Here is an 18046-nt window from a genome sequence, read left to right on the forward strand (position 1 = left end):
TCTCACCCCTACCCGTTTCAAGGAGATCACAAGCATGACTGATACACAGACATCCACTCCCACCGCCCAGCTCTCCGCTGTCGGTGTCAGCATCTGGCTCGACGACCTCTCGCGTGAGCGTCTGAAGACCGACAACCTGCAGAAGCTCATCGCTGAGAAGAACGTCGTCGGCGTGACCACCAACCCCTCGATCTTCGCTTCGGCCCTGGCCAAGGGCGAGGCGTATGACGAACAGGTCCGCGAGCTCGCGGCGAAGGGCACGAATGTCACCGACGCCGTGTTCGAGATCACCACGAGCGACGTCGCGCAGGGCTGCGACATCTTCAGACCCGTCTACGACTCGACGAATGGTTTCGACGGCCGCGTTTCGATCGAGGTCGAGCCCGGTTTCGCGAACGACGCCGCGGCGACGATCAAGCAGGCGAGAGAGCTGTTCGACAAGGTCGACAAAGAGAACGTGCTCATCAAGATCCCCGCGACGATCGAGGGTCTCGAAGCGATCACCGCGACGATCGCGGCCGGCATCAGCGTGAACGTGACGCTGATCTTCAGCCTCGAGCGCTACCGCGACGTCATCAACGCGTACCTCGCGGGGCTCGAGAAGGCCCAGGCCGCGGGCCTCGACCTCTCGAAGCTGCACTCGGTCGCCTCCTTCTTCGTGTCGCGCGTCGACACCGAGATCGACAAGCGCCTCGTGGCTATCGGCACCGACGACGCCCTCGCATTGAAGAGCAAGGCGGGCGTCGCGAACGCCCAGCTCGCCTACGAGGTCTACGAGCAGGCGTTCTCGACCGAGCGCGCGAAGGTGCTGCTCGAAGCCGGCGCTAACAAGCAGCGCCCGCTGTGGGCCTCCACCGGTGTGAAGGACCCCGACGTGCTCGACACCACCTACGTGGTGGAACTCGCCGCACCCGAGGTCGTCAACACCATGCCCGAGAAGACGCTCGACGCGACCTTCGACCACGGCGTCGTCGCGGGCAACACCATCGCCGGCAGCTACGCAGCCGCGAACAAGGTGCTCGACGCCATCGCCGCCCAGGGGATCTCGTACGCCGAGGTCACCGAGCTCCTCGAGAAGGAGGGTGTCGAGAAGTTCATCGTGTCGTGGAACGAACTGCTCGAGACCGTCCAGACGGCGCTGGACGCCGCGAAGTGAGCGTACGGATCCACGTCAGTGGACCGGCGGCCGTAGCGGTCGACTTCCATGTTCCCCAGCTGGTCGACGACCTCGTCGCCTCGAGCATCACGGGTCTCGACCCGGCACTCTGGGGCCCCGAGGCGGAGGCCGAGGCATCCAAGCGGCTCGGTTGGACGGAGGCCGTCTCGGTCTCCCGTCCGCTGGTCGCCGAGATCGAAGCGCTGCGGAACGACCTCCTCGTACAGGGCATCGACCACATCGTGCTCGCCGGCATGGGGGGTTCGTCCCTCGCGCCGGAGGTCATCACCCGCACAGCGGGCGTCGAGTTGACCGTTCTCGACTCCACCGCTCCGACCCAGGTCGGGGCGGCCCTTCGGGACCGGCTCGACGCGACCGCACTGGTCGTCTCGTCGAAGTCCGGTTCGACTGTCGAGACCGACAGCCAGCGACGGGTGTACGAGAAGGCCTTCCGCGACGCGGGGATCGACCCGGCGGGGCGCATCGTCGTCGTGACCGACCCGGGCTCGCCGCTCGAGGCGTCGGCGCGGGAGGCGGGCTACCGCGTGTTCACGGCCGACCCGAACGTAGGAGGCCGCTACTCGGCGCTCACCGCCTTCGGGCTCGTGCCGTCGGGCCTCGCGGGTGCCGACATCTCCGAGCTGCTCGACGAGGCAGAGGCGATCGAGCTCTATCTCGCGACCGACGACGCCGACAACCCGGGGCTCATCCTCGGTGCGGCGATCGCGGGCACGTCGCCTCTGAAGAACAAGCTGGGGATCGTCTCCGACGGCACCCATATCGTCGGTTTCGCGGACTGGGCGGAGCAGCTGATCGCTGAATCGACAGGCAAGATCGGCACGGGGCTTCTGCCCGTCGTGCTCGACCCCGCGTCTCCAGAGCTGAAGGAGGGTCTGGATGATCTCCAGATCGTCCGCCTGGTGAAGGATGCCGACCAGTTCCACCTCATTCCCACGAGAGGGCACCGTCATGACGGTGAGATCCTCGTCAGCGGTTCGCTCGGCGGACTGCTGCTGACGTGGGAGTACGCCGTCGCCGTCGCCGGAAGGCTGCTCGGGATCAACCCGTTCGACCAGCCCGATGTCGAATCGGCGAAGGTCGCGACCCGAGGGCTGCTGGATGCCCAGCCCATGCCGAAGGCTCCGGCCTTCGTCGACGCGGGCATCGAAGTACGGGGCACGGCCTCGGTGATCGCGGGCGTCGACACCGTCGCGGCCGCACTCGCCGGTCTGCTCGCCGAGACGCCGGCCGACGGCTATGTGGCCATCCAGGCCTATGTCGACCGGCTGTCCCTCCCCCGTCTGGCCGAGCTCCGAGACGCCGTGGCGGCGAAGATCGATCGCCCGGTCACGTTCGGCTGGGGCCCGCGTTTCCTGCATTCGACCGGCCAGTTCCAGAAGGGTGGGCCTCTGATCGGCGCGTTCCTCCAGATCACGGAGAACGCCGCGGAAGACCTCGCCGTGCCCGATCGGCCGTTCACGTTCGGCCAGCTCATCCAGGCCCAGGCGGCGGGTGATGCGAATGTGCTCGAGCAGCTCGGTCGACCGGTCCTCCGTCTGAACCTGACTTCTCCGGCAGCGGGCGTCTCGCACCTGTTCGACGCCGTCGGATAGACCCTCCCCAGCCAGGCAACCCGGCCCGGCGCGACCCCAGGGTGCCGGGCCTTCGCCCCCTCCCATCACACCACAGCACACGCAAGGAGCACGATGCCACCGGTAGAGATCACACCGGATTTCAATCCGCTGAGGCTTTCGACGGATCGCCGTCTGAACCGGATCGCGGGGCCGAGCGCCCTGGTGATCTTCGGTGTGACAGGCGACCTGTCACGGAAGAAACTCATGCCGGCGGTCTACGACCTCGCCAGCAGAGGTCTCCTCCCGCCCGGCTTCTCGCTTGTCGGTTTTGCGCGCCGTGACTGGGAGGACCAGGACTTCGAGCGGGTCGTGCACGACTCCGTCAAGGAGTACGCCCGCACGCCGTTCGATGAGGATGTCTGGCGCCAGCTCTCGGAGGGCATCCGGTTCGTGTCGGGTGAATTCGACGACGACTCGGCGTTCGAGCACCTCAAGGAGGTCATCGACGAGCTCGATGCGACCCGCGGAACGATGGGAAACCACGCGTTCTACCTGTCGATCCCGCCCAAGGCGTTCCCGCTGGTCACCGAGCAGCTCCGTCGTTCGGGCCTCGCCCGCCCGCAGCCCGGCCAATGGCGCCGCGTCGTCATCGAGAAGCCGTTCGGCAGCGACCTGAAGACGGCCCGCGAACTGAACGATGTCGTCGAGTCCGTGTTCGCACCGGATGACGTCTTCCGCATCGACCACTACCTCGGCAAGGAGACGGTGCAGAACATCCTGGCCCTCCGTTTCGCCAACCAGCTCTACGAGCCCATCTGGAACGGCAATTACGTCGACCACGTGCAGATCACCATGGCCGAGGACATCGGAGTGGGCGGTCGCGCCGGATACTACGACGGAATCGGTGCCGCCCGCGACGTCATCCAGAACCACCTGCTCCAGCTGATGGCACTCACCGCGATGGAAGAGCCGATCTCGTTCAACGCCGCAGACCTCCGCGCCGAGAAGGAGAAGGTGCTCGCGGCCGTGAAGCTACCGAAGGACCTCTCCCACTCGACCGCACGCGGCCAGTACTCCAGTGGTTGGCAGGGCGGCGAATACGTCCCCGGCTTCCTCGAGGAAGACGGAATGAACCCCGAGTCGACAACCGAGACATATGCCGCTGTGCGCATAGACATCGCGACCCGCCGGTGGGATGGCGTGCCGTTCTACCTGCGAGCGGGCAAGCGCCTCGGCCGCCGTGTCACCGAGATCGCGGTCGTGTTCAAGCGCGCCCCCCAGCACCTGTTCGCCGAGAGCCAGACGTCTGAGCTCGGGTCGAATGCGTTGGTGATCCGTGTGCAGCCCGACGAGGGTGTGACTATCCGGTTCGGATCGAAGGTTCCCGGTGCAGGCGTGCAGGTTCGCGACGTGACGATGGACTTCGGCTACGGGCACGCCTTCACCGAGGCCTCCCCCGAGGCGTACGAGCGACTCATCCTCGATGTGCTGCTCGGCGACCCGCCCCTCTTCCCGCGCCATCAGGAGGTGGAGCTGTCGTGGAAGATCCTCGACCCGATCGAGGAGTACTGGGCAACGCAGGGCCAGCCCGACCAGTACCGGCCCGGTACCTGGGGCCCTGATTCGGCAGATGAACTACTAGCCCGCGACGGAAGAACCTGGAGACGCCCGTGATCGTCGACTTTCCTGACACCAATACCAGCAAGATCTCGAAGGCACTCGTCAAGATCCGCGAGGAGGGCGGCGCTGTCGCCCTCGGCCGGGTTCTGACACTGGTCATCCGCACCAGCCTCGGACACGAGGAGGAGGCCATCGAGGCCGCCAACGACGCCTCACGCGAGCATCCGATGCGGGTGATCGTGGTCTCGACCGACACCGACATCGACGCCGCCCGGAGCGGGCGCGGTGCCCGGCTCGACGCTCAGATCCGCGTGGGCGGAGACGCCGGCGCGAGTGAGGTCGTGCTGCTGAAGGCCTACGGCGCTGCAGCATCCGACGAGGAGGGGCTCGTCACGGGCCTCCTCCTGCCCGACGCTCCCGTCGTCGTCTGGTGGCCCGGCGAGTCGCCCGACAAGGCGTCGACGTCGAGCCTTGGGCGCATCGCGCAGCGTCGCATCACGGACGCCTCGAACCACCCGAACCCGGTCGAGTCCCTGATCCGGCTCTCCGAGACGTATGCGCCCGGTGACACCGACTTCGCGTGGACCCGCCTCACGCTCTGGCGGGCCCAGCTCGCCGCGGTTCTCGACCAGCCGCCCTTCGAGCCGGTTCTCTCCGTCGAGGTGCAGGGTGCGTCCGACTCCCCGTCGACGCTGCTGCTCGCTGCCTGGCTCGGTCACCAGCTCGAAGTGCCGGTGACCTACGGGCTCACAAAGCGCGCCAACGGCTCGAGCGGCATCCACAGCGTCAAGCTCGTCCGCGAGTCCGGCGTCATCGAGCTTGTGCGCGAGATTCCGAACGTCGCCACGTTGATTCAGCCGAACCAGCCCACACATGACCTCGCTCTGCCTCGCCGGAACCTCCGGGACTGTCTCGCCGAAGAGCTGCGCAGGCTCGATCCCGACGACCTGTATGGTGAAGTGATCTCGGTGGGTCTTGCCGAGTTGTTCGAATCGACAGACGTCGGCCTCACAAGCCGTTCATGAGTACCTACTGGGGCTGAAATCTATGACAACCGATCGCCGCGTACTGGTGCACCCCGACAGGGATTCTCTGGCCGGGGCGGTTGCCGCCCGCTTCATCACGAAGATCATCGACATTCTCGACGAGAACGACGAAGCCCACGTGGTGCTGAGCGGTGGGAGTGTGAACACGGCCGTCCTGGCCGCGATCCGCAATTCTCCGGCCCAGAACAACGTCGACTGGAAGCGCATCAGCTTCTGGTGGGGTGACGAGCGGTTCGTCGAAGCGGGAAGTGCCGACCGGAACGACGGCCAGGCCCGTGAGGCGCTGCTCGACCACGTTCCCGTAGACGAGGCGAAGGTCCACGCCTTCGCCTCGTCCGACGAGATCCCCGACATCGACGAGGCTGCGGCGTCGTACGCTTCCGAACTCGAGGCTGCGGCTCCGGATGGCGAGCGGTACCCGCGCTTCGACATCATGTTCCTCGGGGTCGGCCCCGACGGTCACATCGCCTCGCTCTTCCCCGGGCTCCCGGGTATCACCGAGACCGAGAAGACCGTCATCCCGGTGCTGAACTCCCCCAAGCCGCCGCCTCTTCGGCTGAGCCTGACTCTTCCGGTCATCCAGTCCGCCGACCGGATCTGGCTGGTCATGGCGGGCTCCGACAAGGCGTCTCCTCTGGGCCTCGCCCTCGCGGGCGCTTCGATCGAAGAGGTGCCGGCCGCAGGTGCGGAAGGTCGCAAGCGCACCGTCTTCTTCGTCGACCAGGATGCGGCCGCCGAGGTTCCCGAGAACCTCATCGCTCCCTCCTACTGAGCCGGCACTTCTACGGAGCCACGGGCACAACGAAGAAGGGCCGGAGATCACCTCTCCGGCCCTTCTTCATGCGTGGTGCGTGAAACGCTACTTCGTGGTGGGTGCCGCCGTGCCGCGACGTGCACGCAGCTGGGCGAGAGCGTCTTCGAGAAGCTGGGCTGCCTCTTCTTCGGTGCGACGCTCTTTCACGTAGGCGAGGTGCGTCTTGTACGGCTCGAGCTTCGCCACCGACGGCGGGTTCAGCTGGTCGCGGCCCGCCGGAAGACCCGACTGGGGAGAATCGATCGTCTCGGGGATCTCCTCGGTCGGCAGGTTCGCCGCGAAGTACCGCACGGTCTCGTTGCCGAGGGCGTCCCAGTAGGAGACCTTGATGCGATCGGCGTGGTAGCCCCGATCCTGTTCGCCCATGGGCCCCGCGCCGACGCGCGAACCCCTGATGGCGCTTCCGCCTGATGCCATGGAATATCCCCTAGTTTCCGGAATCGAACTTGGTGATGAGACCCAGGACGATGATGCTCGCGACCCAGATCACACCGAGAATGACGGTGATGCGGTTGAGGTTACGCTCTGCGACACCGGATGCACCGAGGTTCGAGGTGACACCACCACCGAACATGTCTGAGAGCCCGCCACCGCGACCGCGATGGAGCAGGATCAGAAGTGTCAGAAGCAGACTGGTTATGCCGAGCAGAACCTGCAAGACGACCTGGAGGATTTGCAACGGTTACCTTTCACACACGACGGGAGACGATCAGCCCCCCGCAAGACCAAGGGCAAGTATACCGTGGTTCGACCTGTTTGCTCGCGGCGCCCGAAGGGCGTGCCATATGCTCAGACGCCGACGTGCTTCTTGTAGCGCACGATGGCGCTGAACTCGTCGAGATCGAGGCTCGCGCCGCCGACCAGGGCGCCGTCGACGTTGGGCTCCCGCATGAAGCCGGCAATGTTGCCCGACTTGACCGAGCCGCCGTAGAGGATGCGCGTCGCGGCGGCAGTGTCGGCACTGAGGGTCGTGGCGAGTTCGACGCGGAGCGCCGCACAGACCTGTTCGGCCTGGTCCGGGGTTGCCGCCTGGCCGGATCCGATGGCCCAGACAGGCTCGTAGGCGACGACGATGTTCGCGTCGGACGCCACACCCGCGAGGGCTGCCTTCAGCTGTGCAACGGGAACGGCGCTCGGGCCGAACTTCTCGAGGTCTTCGGCGGTCTCGCCGACGCAGAGAACGGGAACGACTCCGTGCTTCAGGGCAGCAGCGACCTTGCCACCGATCTCCTCGTCGGACTCGTTGTGCAGGGTACGGCGCTCGGAGTGACCGATGATGGCGTAGCCGCATTCGAGCTTGGAGAGGAAGGCGCCCGAGATCTCACCGGTGTACGCACCGGAGTCGTGCGCCGAGACATCCTGGGCACCGTAGGCCAGTTCGAGCTTGTCGGCCGAGACGAGTGTCTGCACCGAACGCAGATCGGTGAACGGCGGGAAGATCGCGACCTCGACGTCGTCGAAGCTGTGCGAGGCGTCCTTCAGGCTCCAGGCGAGCTTCTGCACGAACGCGATCGACTGCAGGTGGTCGAGGTTCATCTTCCAGTTGCCGGCGATGAGGGGGGTGCGGGTTGTCATGCTGACCATCCAAGAATGTCGAGGCCGGGCAGGCGCTTGCCCTCGAGGAATTCGAGGCTCGCTCCCCCGCCCGTGGAGATGTGACCGAACTGGTCGTCGGTGAAACCGAGCGCACGGACGGCGGCTGCAGAGTCTCCGCCGCCGACGACACCGAGGCCGTCGACCTTCGTCAGTGCGGCGGCGATGGATCTGGTTCCCTCGGCGAAAGGAGCGAGTTCGAAGACGCCCATCGGGCCGTTCCAGAAGACGGTGTGCGACGACTCGATGATGTCGGCGAAGGCTGCAGCCGTCTCGGGACCGATGTCGAGGCCGAGCCCGCTCTCACCGAACGGGGTCTCCTCGATGGTCTGCGCGCTGGTGACGGTGTGCTCTGCGTCTGCACCGAACTTCGACGCCACGACGACGTCGGTCGGCAGAACGATCTTGACCCCGAGGTCAGCCGCCTTGTCGAGGTAGCCCTTCACGGTGTCGATCTGGTCCTTCTCGAGCAGGCTCGCGCCCACCTGGTAACCCTGGGCCGCCAGGAACGTGAAGAGCATGCCGCCACCGATGAGCAGCGAGTCGACCTTCGGCAGCAGGTGGCCGATGACGCCGAGCTTGTCGGAGACCTTCGAGCCGCCGAGCACCACTGCGTAGGGGCGGGTGGGCTTCTCGGTGAGCTTCTCGAGCACGTCGAGTTCGGTTTCGATCAGCAAGCCGGCTGCACTCGGAAGCAGTTCGGCGAGTTCGTAGACGCTCGCCTGCTTGCGGTGCACGACGCCGAAACCGTCGGACACGAACACATCGGCGAAAGCGGCGAGCTGGGAGGCGAAGGCACGCCGCTCGGCGTCGTCCTTCGAAGTCTCCCCCGCGTTGAAACGGAGGTTCTCGAGCAGGAGGAAGTGCCCGTCGCCAGCAAGGGCGGCAACGGCATCCTGAGCCGCCTGACCGACCGTGTCGGTGGCGAAGGCGACCGGCTCCTCGAGGAGCTCGGACAGCCGTACAGCGACAGGCGCCAGGCTGTACTTCGCTTCGGGCGTGCCCTCAGGGCGCCCGAGGTGGCTCACGATGACCACCTTGGCGCCCTGAGAGGCGAGTGCCCGGAGCGTGGGAAGTGACGCGCGGATACGCCCGTCGTCGGTGATGGTGCCGTCTTTCAACGGCACGTTCAGGTCGCAGCGGATGATGACTGTCTTGCCATCGAGCGACCCGAGGGACTCAAGCGTACGTATCGTCACTTCTCGGTTTTCTCTACAGCTTTGCTGCGACGAACTCGGTGATGTCGACGAGACGGTTGGAGTAGCCCCACTCGTTGTCGTACCACGAAGCCACCTTGACCTGGTTGCCGATGACCTTGGTCAGGCCGGCGTCGAAGATCGAGGAGTGCGGGTCGCCGACGATGTCGCTCGAGACGATCTCGTCTTCGGTGTACTTCAGGATGCCCTTCAGGGGCCCCTCGGCAGCAGCCTTGTACGCGGCGTTGACCTCGGCCACGGTGACGGGCTTGGTCGCTTCGACCGTGAGGTCGGTGATCGAGCCGGTCGGAACCGGGACGCGGAGAGCGTAGCCGTCGAGCTTGCCGACGAGCTCGGGGATGACGAGGCCGAGCGCCTTGGCGGCACCGGTCGACGTCGGGATGATGTTGACGGCCGCTGCACGTGCGCGGCGGAGGTCGCTGTGCGGCCCGTCCTGCAGGTTCTGGTCGGCGGTGTAGGCGTGGACGGTGGTCATCAGGCCACGCTCGATGCCGAAGTTGTCCATGAAGACCTTGGCCAGGGGCGCGAGGCAGTTCGTGGTGCAGGAGGCGTTCGAGATGATGTCGTGGATCGAGGGGTCGTACGTTCCCTCGTTGACGCCGAGCACCAGCGTGGCGACGTCGTCGCCGGTGGCGGGAGCAGAGACGATGACCTTCTTCGCGCCACCCTCGATGTGCTTGCGGGCATCCGACGACTTGGTGAAACGGCCGGTGGACTCGATGACGATGTCGACACCCAGCTCGCCCCACGGGAGGTTGGCGGGATCGCGCTCGGCGAGAACCAGGATCGGCTTGCCGTTCACGATGATGTTGTCACCGTCGAGCTCGACGGTCGCATCGAGGCGGCCGTTGATGGAGTCGTATTTGAGGAGGTGGGCGAGAGCCTTGTTGTCGGTCAGGTCGTTCACGGCGACGATCTCGATGTCGCTGCCCTTGGCGAGGGCTGCTCGGAAGTAGTTACGGCCAATGCGGCCGAAGCCGTTGATGCCGATCTTTACGGACACGTAGTGCTCCTGTGAGTGTGGCCCCGCGGGGCTGGATGATGTTTTCGTACAGGTGTTACCGGTGGAGAAAAGGTGGCGGGCCCCCCGTGGAGGGCCCGCTCACAGCGTCGCTATGACAGTACCAGCAGGCCGTTCGTCTTCTCGGTTGCGGCAGCGTAGCGGGCGGCCACGTTCTCCCAGTTCACGATGTTCCAGAACGCCTTGATATAGTCGGCGCGCACGTTCTTGTAGTCGATGTAGTAGGCGTGCTCCCAGACGTCGAGCATGAGCAGCGGCACGAGGCCGAAGGGCACGTTGCCCTGCTGGTCGAACAGCTGGAAGATGCTGAGCTTGCCGCCCAGCACGTCGTAGGCGAGAACCGACCAGCCCGAACCCTGTACACCGAGCGCGGTCGCCGTGAAGTGCGCCTTGAACTTCTCGAGGTCGCCGAAGTCGGAACCGATGGCCTCGGCGAGTGCGCCGGTGGGCTCCGAGGTGTCGGGAGTCAGGTTCGTCCAGAAGATGGAGTGGTTGACGTGGCCACCGAGGTTGAACGCCAGGTCTTTCTCGAGCTTGTTGACGGCACCGAGATTACCGGAGTCGCGGGCCTCGGCGAGGGCGGCGTTGGCCGTGTTCGCGCCGGCGACGTAGGTTGCGTGGTGCTTGTCGTGGTGCAGCTGCATGATGGTCGCACTGATGTGCGGCTCGAGTGCTGCGTAGTCGTAGGGAAGGTCTGGAAGGGTGTATTCAGCCATGTTTTTCTCCTTGTACTCGTTTGTAACAGTCTATTGAATGGTTCAGTCGTCGAGGTCGGGCGGCAGGTTCGCGTCCGTTCCGGGGATCCCCAGGTCGAGGGCCTTCTTGTCCGCCATCGCGAGCAACCGCCTGATACGCCCGGCGATGGCGTCTTTGGTCATCGGCGGTTCGGCGTGGTGTCCGAGCTCGTCGAGGCTGGCATCCCGGAAGTTCAACCGGAGTGCGCCCGCGTAGCGCAGGTGCTCCGGAACCTCGTCGCCGATGATCTCGAGCGCCCGCTCCACCCGGGAGCAGGCTGCCACGGCGGCCTGGGCCGAACGACGCAGATTCGCATCGTCGAAGTTCACCAGCCGGTTCGCGGTCGCCCTGACTTCCCGTCGCTGGCGCATCTCCTCCCAGCGGGCCATCGACTGCTTCGCGCCCATGAGCGTGAGCATCGAGGCGATGGCCTCACCGTCCCGGATGACCACGCGGTGGACCCCGCGCACCTCGCGCGCCTTGGCAGCGACATGCAGTCGCGCCGCGGCGCCGACCAGGGCCATCGCCGCCTCGTTTCCCGGGCAGATGACCTCCAGGGCCGCAGAGCGACCGGGGTCGGTGAGGGAGCCCTGGGCGAGGAACGCGCCCCGCCAGACGGCCCCGAGTTCGTCGACGGAGCCCGTGGTGAGGCGGTTCGGGAGCCCGCGGATGGGGCGGCGGCGGGCATCCAGGAGCCCCGTCTGGCGGGCGAGGGTCTCGCCGCCCTCGAGCACGCGCACGAGGTAGTAGCTGCCGCGCCGCACACCGGAGGCGGGCACGAGCTGAACCTCGCCGCGAACGCCGTAGAGCTCGGCCAGGTCTTTGCGGACCCGCTTGACGAGTTCCGGAGTGTCGAGTTCGGATTCGATGGCGATGCGCCCCGAGATCAGGTGGAGGCCGCCCGCGAATCGCAGGATGGTCGCGAGTTCAGCGGCACGGGCCGACGTTCTGGTGACGACAACATCGGTCAGTTCGTTCTTGACATCGGCGGTGAGAGCCAATCTCTTCCATCTCCTTCGCCAGCGTCACCGTGACCCTCGTGGGGTGTGGTGTCGCTGCAGTTATTCGCGACCCAGGTCGCGATGTTTGACACTCACCACGACGCCGGGGTTGGTGCTGATCAGGTCTGCCAGCCTTCGGGCCACGGCGACTGAGCGGTGTTTGCCGCCCGTGCAGCCTATGGCAATTGTGGCGTGGCGTTTGTTCTCACGCTGGTACCCGGCGAGCACGGGAGCGAGGGCGCGAGCATAGTTCTCGATGAAATCCAGCGCACCCTCCTGCCCGAGTACATAGTCACTCACCTCGGGATCGAGGCCGGTCCTGTCTTTGAGCTCGGGGATCCAGAACGGGTTCGGGATGAAGCGGCAGTCGGCCATGGCGTCGGCATCGGCCGGGGCGCCGTACTTGAAGCCGAAACTCATGATCGTGACCTGCACACCGGCCGTGTCGACGGCCGAGAAGCGCTCCTGCACCGCATGCGCCAGCTGGTGCACGTTGAGATCCGACGTGTCGATGATGATGTCGCTCGACTCACGGATGGCGGTCATCCGGGCCCGCTCCGCACCGATGCCGTCGAGCAGGGTGCCGTTGCCCTGCAGCGGGTGCGGGCGCCTCACCTGCTCGAATCGCCGGACCAGGGCCGCATCCGTCGCCTCGAGGAAGACCACGCGCACGGTGATGCCACTCCGGAGGGCCTGGATGATCTCCTGCAGGTCGGTGAAGAAGTCGCGCCCGCGCACGTCGACCACGGCCGCGATCCGTGGGAGGGTCGACCCGGCATGCTCGGCGAGGTCGACCATCGGCCGGAGCATCTGCGGGGGGAGGTTGTCGACGACGTACCAACCGAGATCTTCGAGGGCATTCGCCACCGTCGACCGGCCCGCGCCCGACATCCCGGTCACAATGAGCACTTCCTGCTGGCCAGCAGTGTCGGGGGTCATACTTCCAGCCTATCGGGCCGGGGGCGCGGCGGGCCGCGGCATCCGCTGCCTCAGACCCGCAGCTGCCGGTGGATGGTCCTGGCCAGCAGTTCGCCGACACCCTTCACTTCGGCGATCTCTTCGGGCGTAGCCTGCCGGAGCTTCGAGACCGAGCCGAATTCCTTCAGGAGGGTCTTCACCCGCGCCGGCCCGAGGCCCGGAATCTCCGAGAGCACACTCGTGATGTCGCGTTTTCGGCGGGCACGCTGGTGCGTGATGGCGAAACGGTGCGCCTCGTCGCGAATGCGCTGCAGCAGGAACAGGGCCTCGCTGCCACGCGGGAGGATCACCGGGAAGTCATCGTCGGGGAGCCAGATCTCCTCGAGTCGCTTGGCGAGGCCGGCGAGGAAGATCCCCTGCACACCCGATTCCTTCAGCGCGCGGGCCGCCGCTTGCACCTGGGGCTGGCCGCCGTCGACGATCAGCAGGTTGGGCGGGTAGGAGAACTTCTTGGTGGCGCTGTCGGACTCGCTGCGTTCGGAGCCCTCCTCGAGGTAGGCGAGGCGGCGGGTGATGACCTGGTAGATCGAGTCGGTGTCGTCGGTGGTCTCGGGGATGGAGAACCGACGGTACTGGTCTTTGCGGGCGAGCCCGTCTTCGAAGACCACCATTGACGCGACCACGTTCGTGCCGCCGAGGTGCGATACGTCGAAGCATTCCATGCGCAAGGGGGCATCCGGCATCCCGAGCCCGTTCTGGATGTCGGTGAGAGCCTCTGTGCGTGCGACGAAGTCGGTGCTGCGGCGCATCTTGTAGAGCATCAGGGCGTTCTTTGCGTTGAGGGTGGCCGTCTGCATCAGGGCGGCCTTCTCGCCGCGCTGGGCCGTCTTCAGGGCGACCTTGGATGTTCCGCGGCGCTCGGAGAGCCACTGCTCGAGTTCTGCGGCGTCGTCGGGGAGGTCGGGCACGATGATCTCACGCGGTGGGATCTGGCCCTCGTAGGCGGTCTGCAGGATCGAGTCGACGAGTTCGCCGGTGGTGAGGTCGAGCTCCTTGTCGACCATCCACGCGCGCACACCGCGGATGCGGCCGCCGCGCACGATGAACTGCTGCACCGCCGCCGCCAGTTCGTCGTGCTCGATGCCGAAGAGATCGGTGTCGACGCTGTCGGCCAGCACGACGGTGCTCTTCTCGAGCACGGCGTCGAGCGCGTGCAACTGGTCGCGGTACCGCGCCGCCTTCTCGTACTCCTGGCTCTCGGACGCTTCGCGCATCCGCTTCGTCGTCTCGGTGACGAAGCGTTTGTCGTGCCCGTTCATGAAGGCGATGAAGTCGTTGACGAGTTCGCGGTGCTCCTCGATGGTGACCTTGCCCGAGCACGGCCCGCCGCAGCGGCCGATCTGGCCGGGGAAGCACGGCCGGCCGCTCTGCATGGCCTTCTTGTAGCTCGAGTCGGAGCAGGTTCTGATGGGGAAGGCCTTGATCATCAGGTCGATCGTGTCGTGCACCGCCCAGATCTTCGGGTACGGACCGAAATACTTGGCACCCTTGATCTTCTGGTTGCGCGTGACCATCACCCGCGGAGATTCGTCACCGAGGGTGATCGCCATGAACGGGTAGCTCTTGTCGTCGCGGAACTTGACGTTGAAGGGCGGATCGAACTCCTTGATCCACGTGTACTCGAGTTGCAGGGCCTCGATGTCGGTGCCGACGACGGTCCACTCGACGCTCGAAGCGGTCGTGACCATCCGCCGGGTGCGCTCGTGCAGGCTCCGGAGCGGCCCGAAGTAGTTGCTCAGCCGGGCACGGAGGTTCTGCGCCTTGCCGACGTAGAGCACGCGCTGGTTCGCATCGCGGAAACGGTACACGCCGGGCTGGGTCGGGATCTCCCCCGCCTTGGGGCGGTAGCTGACGGTGTCGGTCATGACGCCTTTCGCCGCGTGCCTTCCTCCGCATCCAGGATCTCTTTCAGGAAGAAACCGGTGAAGCTCTTCTTGACGCGGGCGAGCTGTTCGGGAGTACCGGTCGCCAGCACCTTGCCACCGCCGGATCCGCCCTCGGGACCCAGGTCGATGAGCCAGTCCGCACTCTTGATGACGTCGAGGTTGTGCTCGATCACGATGACGGTGTTGCCCTTGTCGACGAGTCCGTTCAGCACCAGCAGGAGCTTTCGCACGTCCTCGAAGTGCAGGCCGGTGGTCGGCTCGTCGAGCACATACACCGAGCGGCCGTTGGAGCGCTTCTGCAGCTCGGTCGCGAGCTTGACGCGCTGTGCCTCGCCGCCCGACAGGGTCGTGGCGCTCTGGCCGAGTCGCACATAGCCGAGACCGACCTCGACGAGCGTCTTGAGGAACCGGTGGATCGCCCCGATCGGCTCGAAGAACTCGGCCGCCTCGGCGATCGGCATCTCCAGCACTTCGGCGATGTTCTTGCCCTTGTAGTGCACGAGGAGCGTGTCGCGGTTGTAGCGCGCTCCCCCGCAGACCTCGCACGCGACGTAGACGTCGGGCAGGAAGTTCATCTCGATCTTGATCGTGCCGTCGCCGGAACACGCCTCGCACCGGCCGCCCTTGACGTTGAAGCTGAACCGGCCCGGCTGGTAGCCCCGGGTCTTCGCCTCGATCGTCTCGGAGAAGAGGGTGCGGATGCGGTCGAACACGCCCGTGTAGGTCGCCGGATTCGACCTGGGGGTACGGCCGATCGGGTTCTGGTCGACATGCACGACCTTGTCGAGGTTCTCGAGGCCCGTCACCCGCTTGTGCTTGCCCGGGAGCTTGCGGGCACCGTTCAGCTTGTTGGCGAGCACCCGGTAGAGGATGTCGTTGACCAACGACGACTTGCCGGAACCGCTGACGCCGGTGACGGCAATGAAGGTGCCGAGCGGAAAGCTGACGGTCACGTTCTTGAGGTTGTTGGCCTCGGCTCCGACGACGACGATCTCGCGGCTCGGATCGAGTGGCCGCCGCCGGTCGGGGATGTCGATCGACTTGCGGCCGGAGAGGTAGTCGCCGGTGAGACTCTCGGTGTTCGCGAGCAGGCCCTCGTAGGAGCCTGAGTGCACGACCTTGCCGCCGTTCACGCCCGCGCCGGGACCGATGTCGACCACCCAGTCGGCCGTGCGGATCGTGTCTTCGTCGTGCTCGACGACGATCAGTGTGTTGCCGAGGTTCTTCAGCTTCACGAGCGTCTCGATGAGACGACGGTTGTCACGCTGGTGCAGGCCGATGCTCGGTTCGTCGAGCACGTAGAGCACTCCCGTGAGACCCGATCCGATCTGCGTCGCCAGACGGATGCGCTGGGCCTCTCCACCGCTCAGGGAGGCAGCGGCGCGGGCGAGGTTCAGGTAGTTCAGGCCGACCTGGATGAGGAAGTCGAGCCGGAGCCGGATCTCGCGGAGCACCTGGGCGGCGATGTGCGCCTCGCGGTCGGTGAGGGTTAGTTCGTCCATGAAGGACTGCGCGTCGGAGAGGCTGATGTCGGTCACGTCGGCGATGCTGTGCCCGTTGACGAGAACAGCGAGCACCTCGGGCTTCAGTCGCTTGCCGTTGCAGACCGGGCAGGCAACTTCGCGCAGGTACTCCGACCACCGGGCCCGCTGGTTGTCGGTCTCGGCCTGCAGGTACTGGCGTTCGATGTAGGGCACCACGCCCTCGAAGCCGGAGGTGTAGCTCATCTCGCGGCCGAAGCGGTTCTTCCACTTCACCCGCACCTCGAAGTTGTCGCCGCGGAGCACGGCCTCCTGCACGGTCTTGCTCAGCTCGTTCCACGGGGTGCTGAGCTCGAACTTCAGGTCGCGCGCGAGGCCCTGCAGCAGCTTGTCGTAGTAGTTGTAGAGGCCCTTGCCCTGCGTCGACCACGGGACGAGCACGCCCTCGTTTATGCTGAGCTCCGGATCGCCGAGCAGAAGGTCTGCGTCGACCGACATGCGCGTGCCGAGGCCCGAGCACTCGGGGCAGGCGCCGAAGGGTGCGTTGAACGAGAAGGTGCGCGGCTCGATCTCGGTGAGCTGGATCGGGTGCTGGTTCGGGCAGCTCAGCTTCTCGCTGAACGTCTGCCAGGCATCCGGGCCGTCGGCGTCGACGTAGTTCACCTGCACGATGCCGTCGGTGAGCCGCAGGGCCGTCTCGAGCGAGTCGGTCAGCCGGCCCAGGATGTCGGGACCGGCCACCAGGCGGTCGACGACCACCGAGATGTCGTGCTTGAACTGTTTCTTCAGCTTCGGCGGCTCGGTCAGCTGGATGGTGTCGCCGTCGACCACGGCGCGGGAGTACCCGCCGGCTGCCAGCTCCTTGAAGAGGTCGACGAACTCGCCCTTCTTCTGCGACACGACCGGGCTGACGATCTGGTACCGGATGCCCGCCTCGAGCTCCATCAGTTGGTCGGCGATCTGCTGCACCGTCTGGGCGGAGATGACCTCACCGCAGACGGGGCAGTGGGCGATGCCGATGCGGGCCCAGAGGAGCCGCATGTAGTCGTAGATCTCGGTGATGGTGCCGACGGTCGACCGCGGGTTGCGGTTCGTCGACTTCTGGTCGATGCTCACCGCGGGGCTCAGGCCTTCGATGAAGTCCACGTCGGGGCGGTCGACCTGGCCGAGGAACTGGCGTGCGTACGCGGAGAGCGATTCGACGTAACGACGCTGGCCCTCGGCGAAGATCGTGTCGAAGGCGAGACTCGACTTTCCGGAGCCGGAGAGGCCGGTGAAGACGACGAGTGAGTCGCGCGGGATGTCGAGGTCGACGTCTCGAAGATTGTGCACGCGGGCACCGCGTACACTCAGTTTTCCGGCGGAATCTACCTTGGTAATTGACACCCTAGAAGTCTATGGTCTGCCACTGACACTCCCTCCCGCGGGGTGCGCGGGCCCCCCGTTCTACGCTGAGAGCGGAGCAGGTTGCGGCGCCCAGCGCAGTCCCCGCGCTTTCCTCCGCACACTCCGGCCCCGCGCCCCCGCCCCGCGCTTCGCGCTCTCCGTGCGGTTCCGCGCATGATTGTCGCTTCCGCGCCTGCGCGCGCACCCGCGGAAGCGACTAATTGCAGCGGAACCCATCTGGTCGCGGGGGCTGCGCCGCAGTGCGTGCGGGGGTGCAGGGGCTCGGCGGGAGCGGCGGAGTCGTCTGTCGCGACGAGCGCACCGGCCACGGCATCCACCGTCACGCCATCGCCGTCGGCGAGTGCACCCGTGGCCAGTGGGTCGGCGATCTGGTCGTCGACCTCGCGCCGGATGACCCGGCGGAGTGGCCGCGCACCGTACTGGGGCTCGTAGCCGTGCTCCGAGATCAGGTCGACTGCCGTCTCCGGCACCGGGATCGACCGCGAACACCAACCGCGCACGCACCGCGCGCAGCTGC

16 protein-coding genes are annotated in these 18046 nt (G+C 66.2%); 5 read left to right on the forward strand and 11 right to left on the reverse strand.

Annotated elements, in window-relative coordinates:
- The first annotated feature begins 34 nt into the window (after positions 1-34).
- The 5 genes from tal (at position 35) to pgl (ending at position 6168) form a co-directional block, all read left to right on the forward strand.
- The gene (tal, locus tag B7R22_RS08295; protein ID WP_116411297.1) at positions 35-1156 is read left to right on the forward strand and encodes a transaldolase; all 1122 of its coding nucleotides are present in this window, start codon (positions 35-37) and stop codon (positions 1154-1156) included.
- The gene (locus B7R22_RS08300; protein ID WP_116411298.1) at positions 1153-2769 is read left to right on the forward strand and encodes a glucose-6-phosphate isomerase; all 1617 of its coding nucleotides are present in this window, start codon (positions 1153-1155) and stop codon (positions 2767-2769) included. Before tal ends, B7R22_RS08300 begins: the two co-directional genes overlap by 4 nt.
- A gap of 93 nt (positions 2770-2862) precedes the next feature.
- Positions 2863-4404 (forward strand): glucose-6-phosphate dehydrogenase, encoded by a 1542-nt coding sequence (gene zwf / locus B7R22_RS08305; RefSeq protein WP_116411299.1) that lies wholly within the window; start codon positions 2863-2865, stop codon positions 4402-4404.
- Entirely contained in the window at positions 4401-5375 is a 975-nt protein-coding gene (locus B7R22_RS08310; RefSeq protein WP_116411300.1) for a glucose-6-phosphate dehydrogenase assembly protein OpcA, read from the forward strand. The genes zwf and B7R22_RS08310 overlap by 4 nt, the downstream gene beginning before the upstream one ends.
- A gap of 22 nt (positions 5376-5397) precedes the next feature.
- Positions 5398-6168 (forward strand): 6-phosphogluconolactonase, encoded by a 771-nt coding sequence (gene pgl / locus B7R22_RS08315; protein ID WP_116411301.1) that lies wholly within the window; start codon positions 5398-5400, stop codon positions 6166-6168.
- 87 nt (positions 6169-6255) lie between these two features.
- Here the strand turns inward: pgl and B7R22_RS08320 are convergent, their stop codons facing one another.
- From B7R22_RS08320 to B7R22_RS20225, 11 genes are all read right to left on the reverse strand, one after another.
- Positions 6256-6627 (reverse strand): RNA polymerase-binding protein RbpA, encoded by a 372-nt coding sequence (locus B7R22_RS08320; protein WP_116411302.1) that lies wholly within the window; start codon positions 6625-6627, stop codon positions 6256-6258.
- 10 nt (positions 6628-6637) lie between these two features.
- On the reverse strand, positions 6638-6889 hold the full coding sequence (gene secG, locus B7R22_RS08325; RefSeq protein ID WP_116283117.1) for a preprotein translocase subunit SecG: 252 nt from the start codon (positions 6887-6889) through the stop codon (positions 6638-6640).
- A 110-nt stretch (positions 6890-6999) separates the two neighbouring features.
- Positions 7000-7785 (reverse strand): triose-phosphate isomerase, encoded by a 786-nt coding sequence (tpiA, locus tag B7R22_RS08330; protein ID WP_216363427.1) that lies wholly within the window; start codon positions 7783-7785, stop codon positions 7000-7002.
- Positions 7782-9002, reverse strand: coding sequence for a phosphoglycerate kinase (locus B7R22_RS08335; RefSeq protein WP_116411304.1), 1221 nt, complete (start codon positions 9000-9002; stop codon positions 7782-7784). Before B7R22_RS08335 ends, tpiA begins: the two co-directional genes overlap by 4 nt.
- Before the next feature lie 13 nt (positions 9003-9015).
- Positions 9016-10023 (reverse strand): type I glyceraldehyde-3-phosphate dehydrogenase, encoded by a 1008-nt coding sequence (gene gap, locus B7R22_RS08340; RefSeq protein ID WP_116411305.1) that lies wholly within the window; start codon positions 10021-10023, stop codon positions 9016-9018.
- A gap of 110 nt (positions 10024-10133) precedes the next feature.
- Positions 10134-10757, reverse strand: a complete 624-nt coding sequence (locus B7R22_RS08345) for a superoxide dismutase (RefSeq protein WP_116411306.1) — start codon at positions 10755-10757, stop codon at positions 10134-10136.
- A gap of 42 nt (positions 10758-10799) precedes the next feature.
- A complete protein-coding gene (gene whiA, locus B7R22_RS08350; RefSeq protein WP_116411307.1) occupies positions 10800-11777 on the reverse strand; it encodes a DNA-binding protein WhiA in 978 nt (325 codons plus the stop codon).
- A 60-nt stretch (positions 11778-11837) separates the two neighbouring features.
- Positions 11838-12716: an RNase adapter RapZ gene (rapZ, locus tag B7R22_RS08355; protein WP_116411308.1), complete on the reverse strand. Its 879-nt coding sequence runs from the start codon at positions 12714-12716 to the stop codon at positions 11838-11840.
- A 50-nt stretch (positions 12717-12766) separates the two neighbouring features.
- Positions 12767-14620, reverse strand: a complete 1854-nt coding sequence (gene uvrC, locus B7R22_RS08360) for an excinuclease ABC subunit UvrC (RefSeq protein ID WP_116411309.1) — start codon at positions 14618-14620, stop codon at positions 12767-12769.
- Positions 14617-17508, reverse strand: coding sequence for an excinuclease ABC subunit UvrA (uvrA, locus tag B7R22_RS08365; protein ID WP_116411310.1), 2892 nt, complete (start codon positions 17506-17508; stop codon positions 14617-14619). Before uvrA ends, uvrC begins: the two co-directional genes overlap by 4 nt.
- On the reverse strand, positions 17490-18029 hold the full coding sequence (locus B7R22_RS20225) for a hypothetical protein (RefSeq protein WP_116411311.1): 540 nt from the start codon (positions 18027-18029) through the stop codon (positions 17490-17492). Before B7R22_RS20225 ends, uvrA begins: the two co-directional genes overlap by 19 nt.
- Positions 18030-18046 lie beyond the last annotated feature (17 nt).

The sequence above is a fragment of the Subtercola boreus genome (assembly GCF_003399635.1).
Classification (GTDB): Bacteria; Actinomycetota; Actinomycetes; order Actinomycetales; family Microbacteriaceae; genus Subtercola; species Subtercola boreus_B.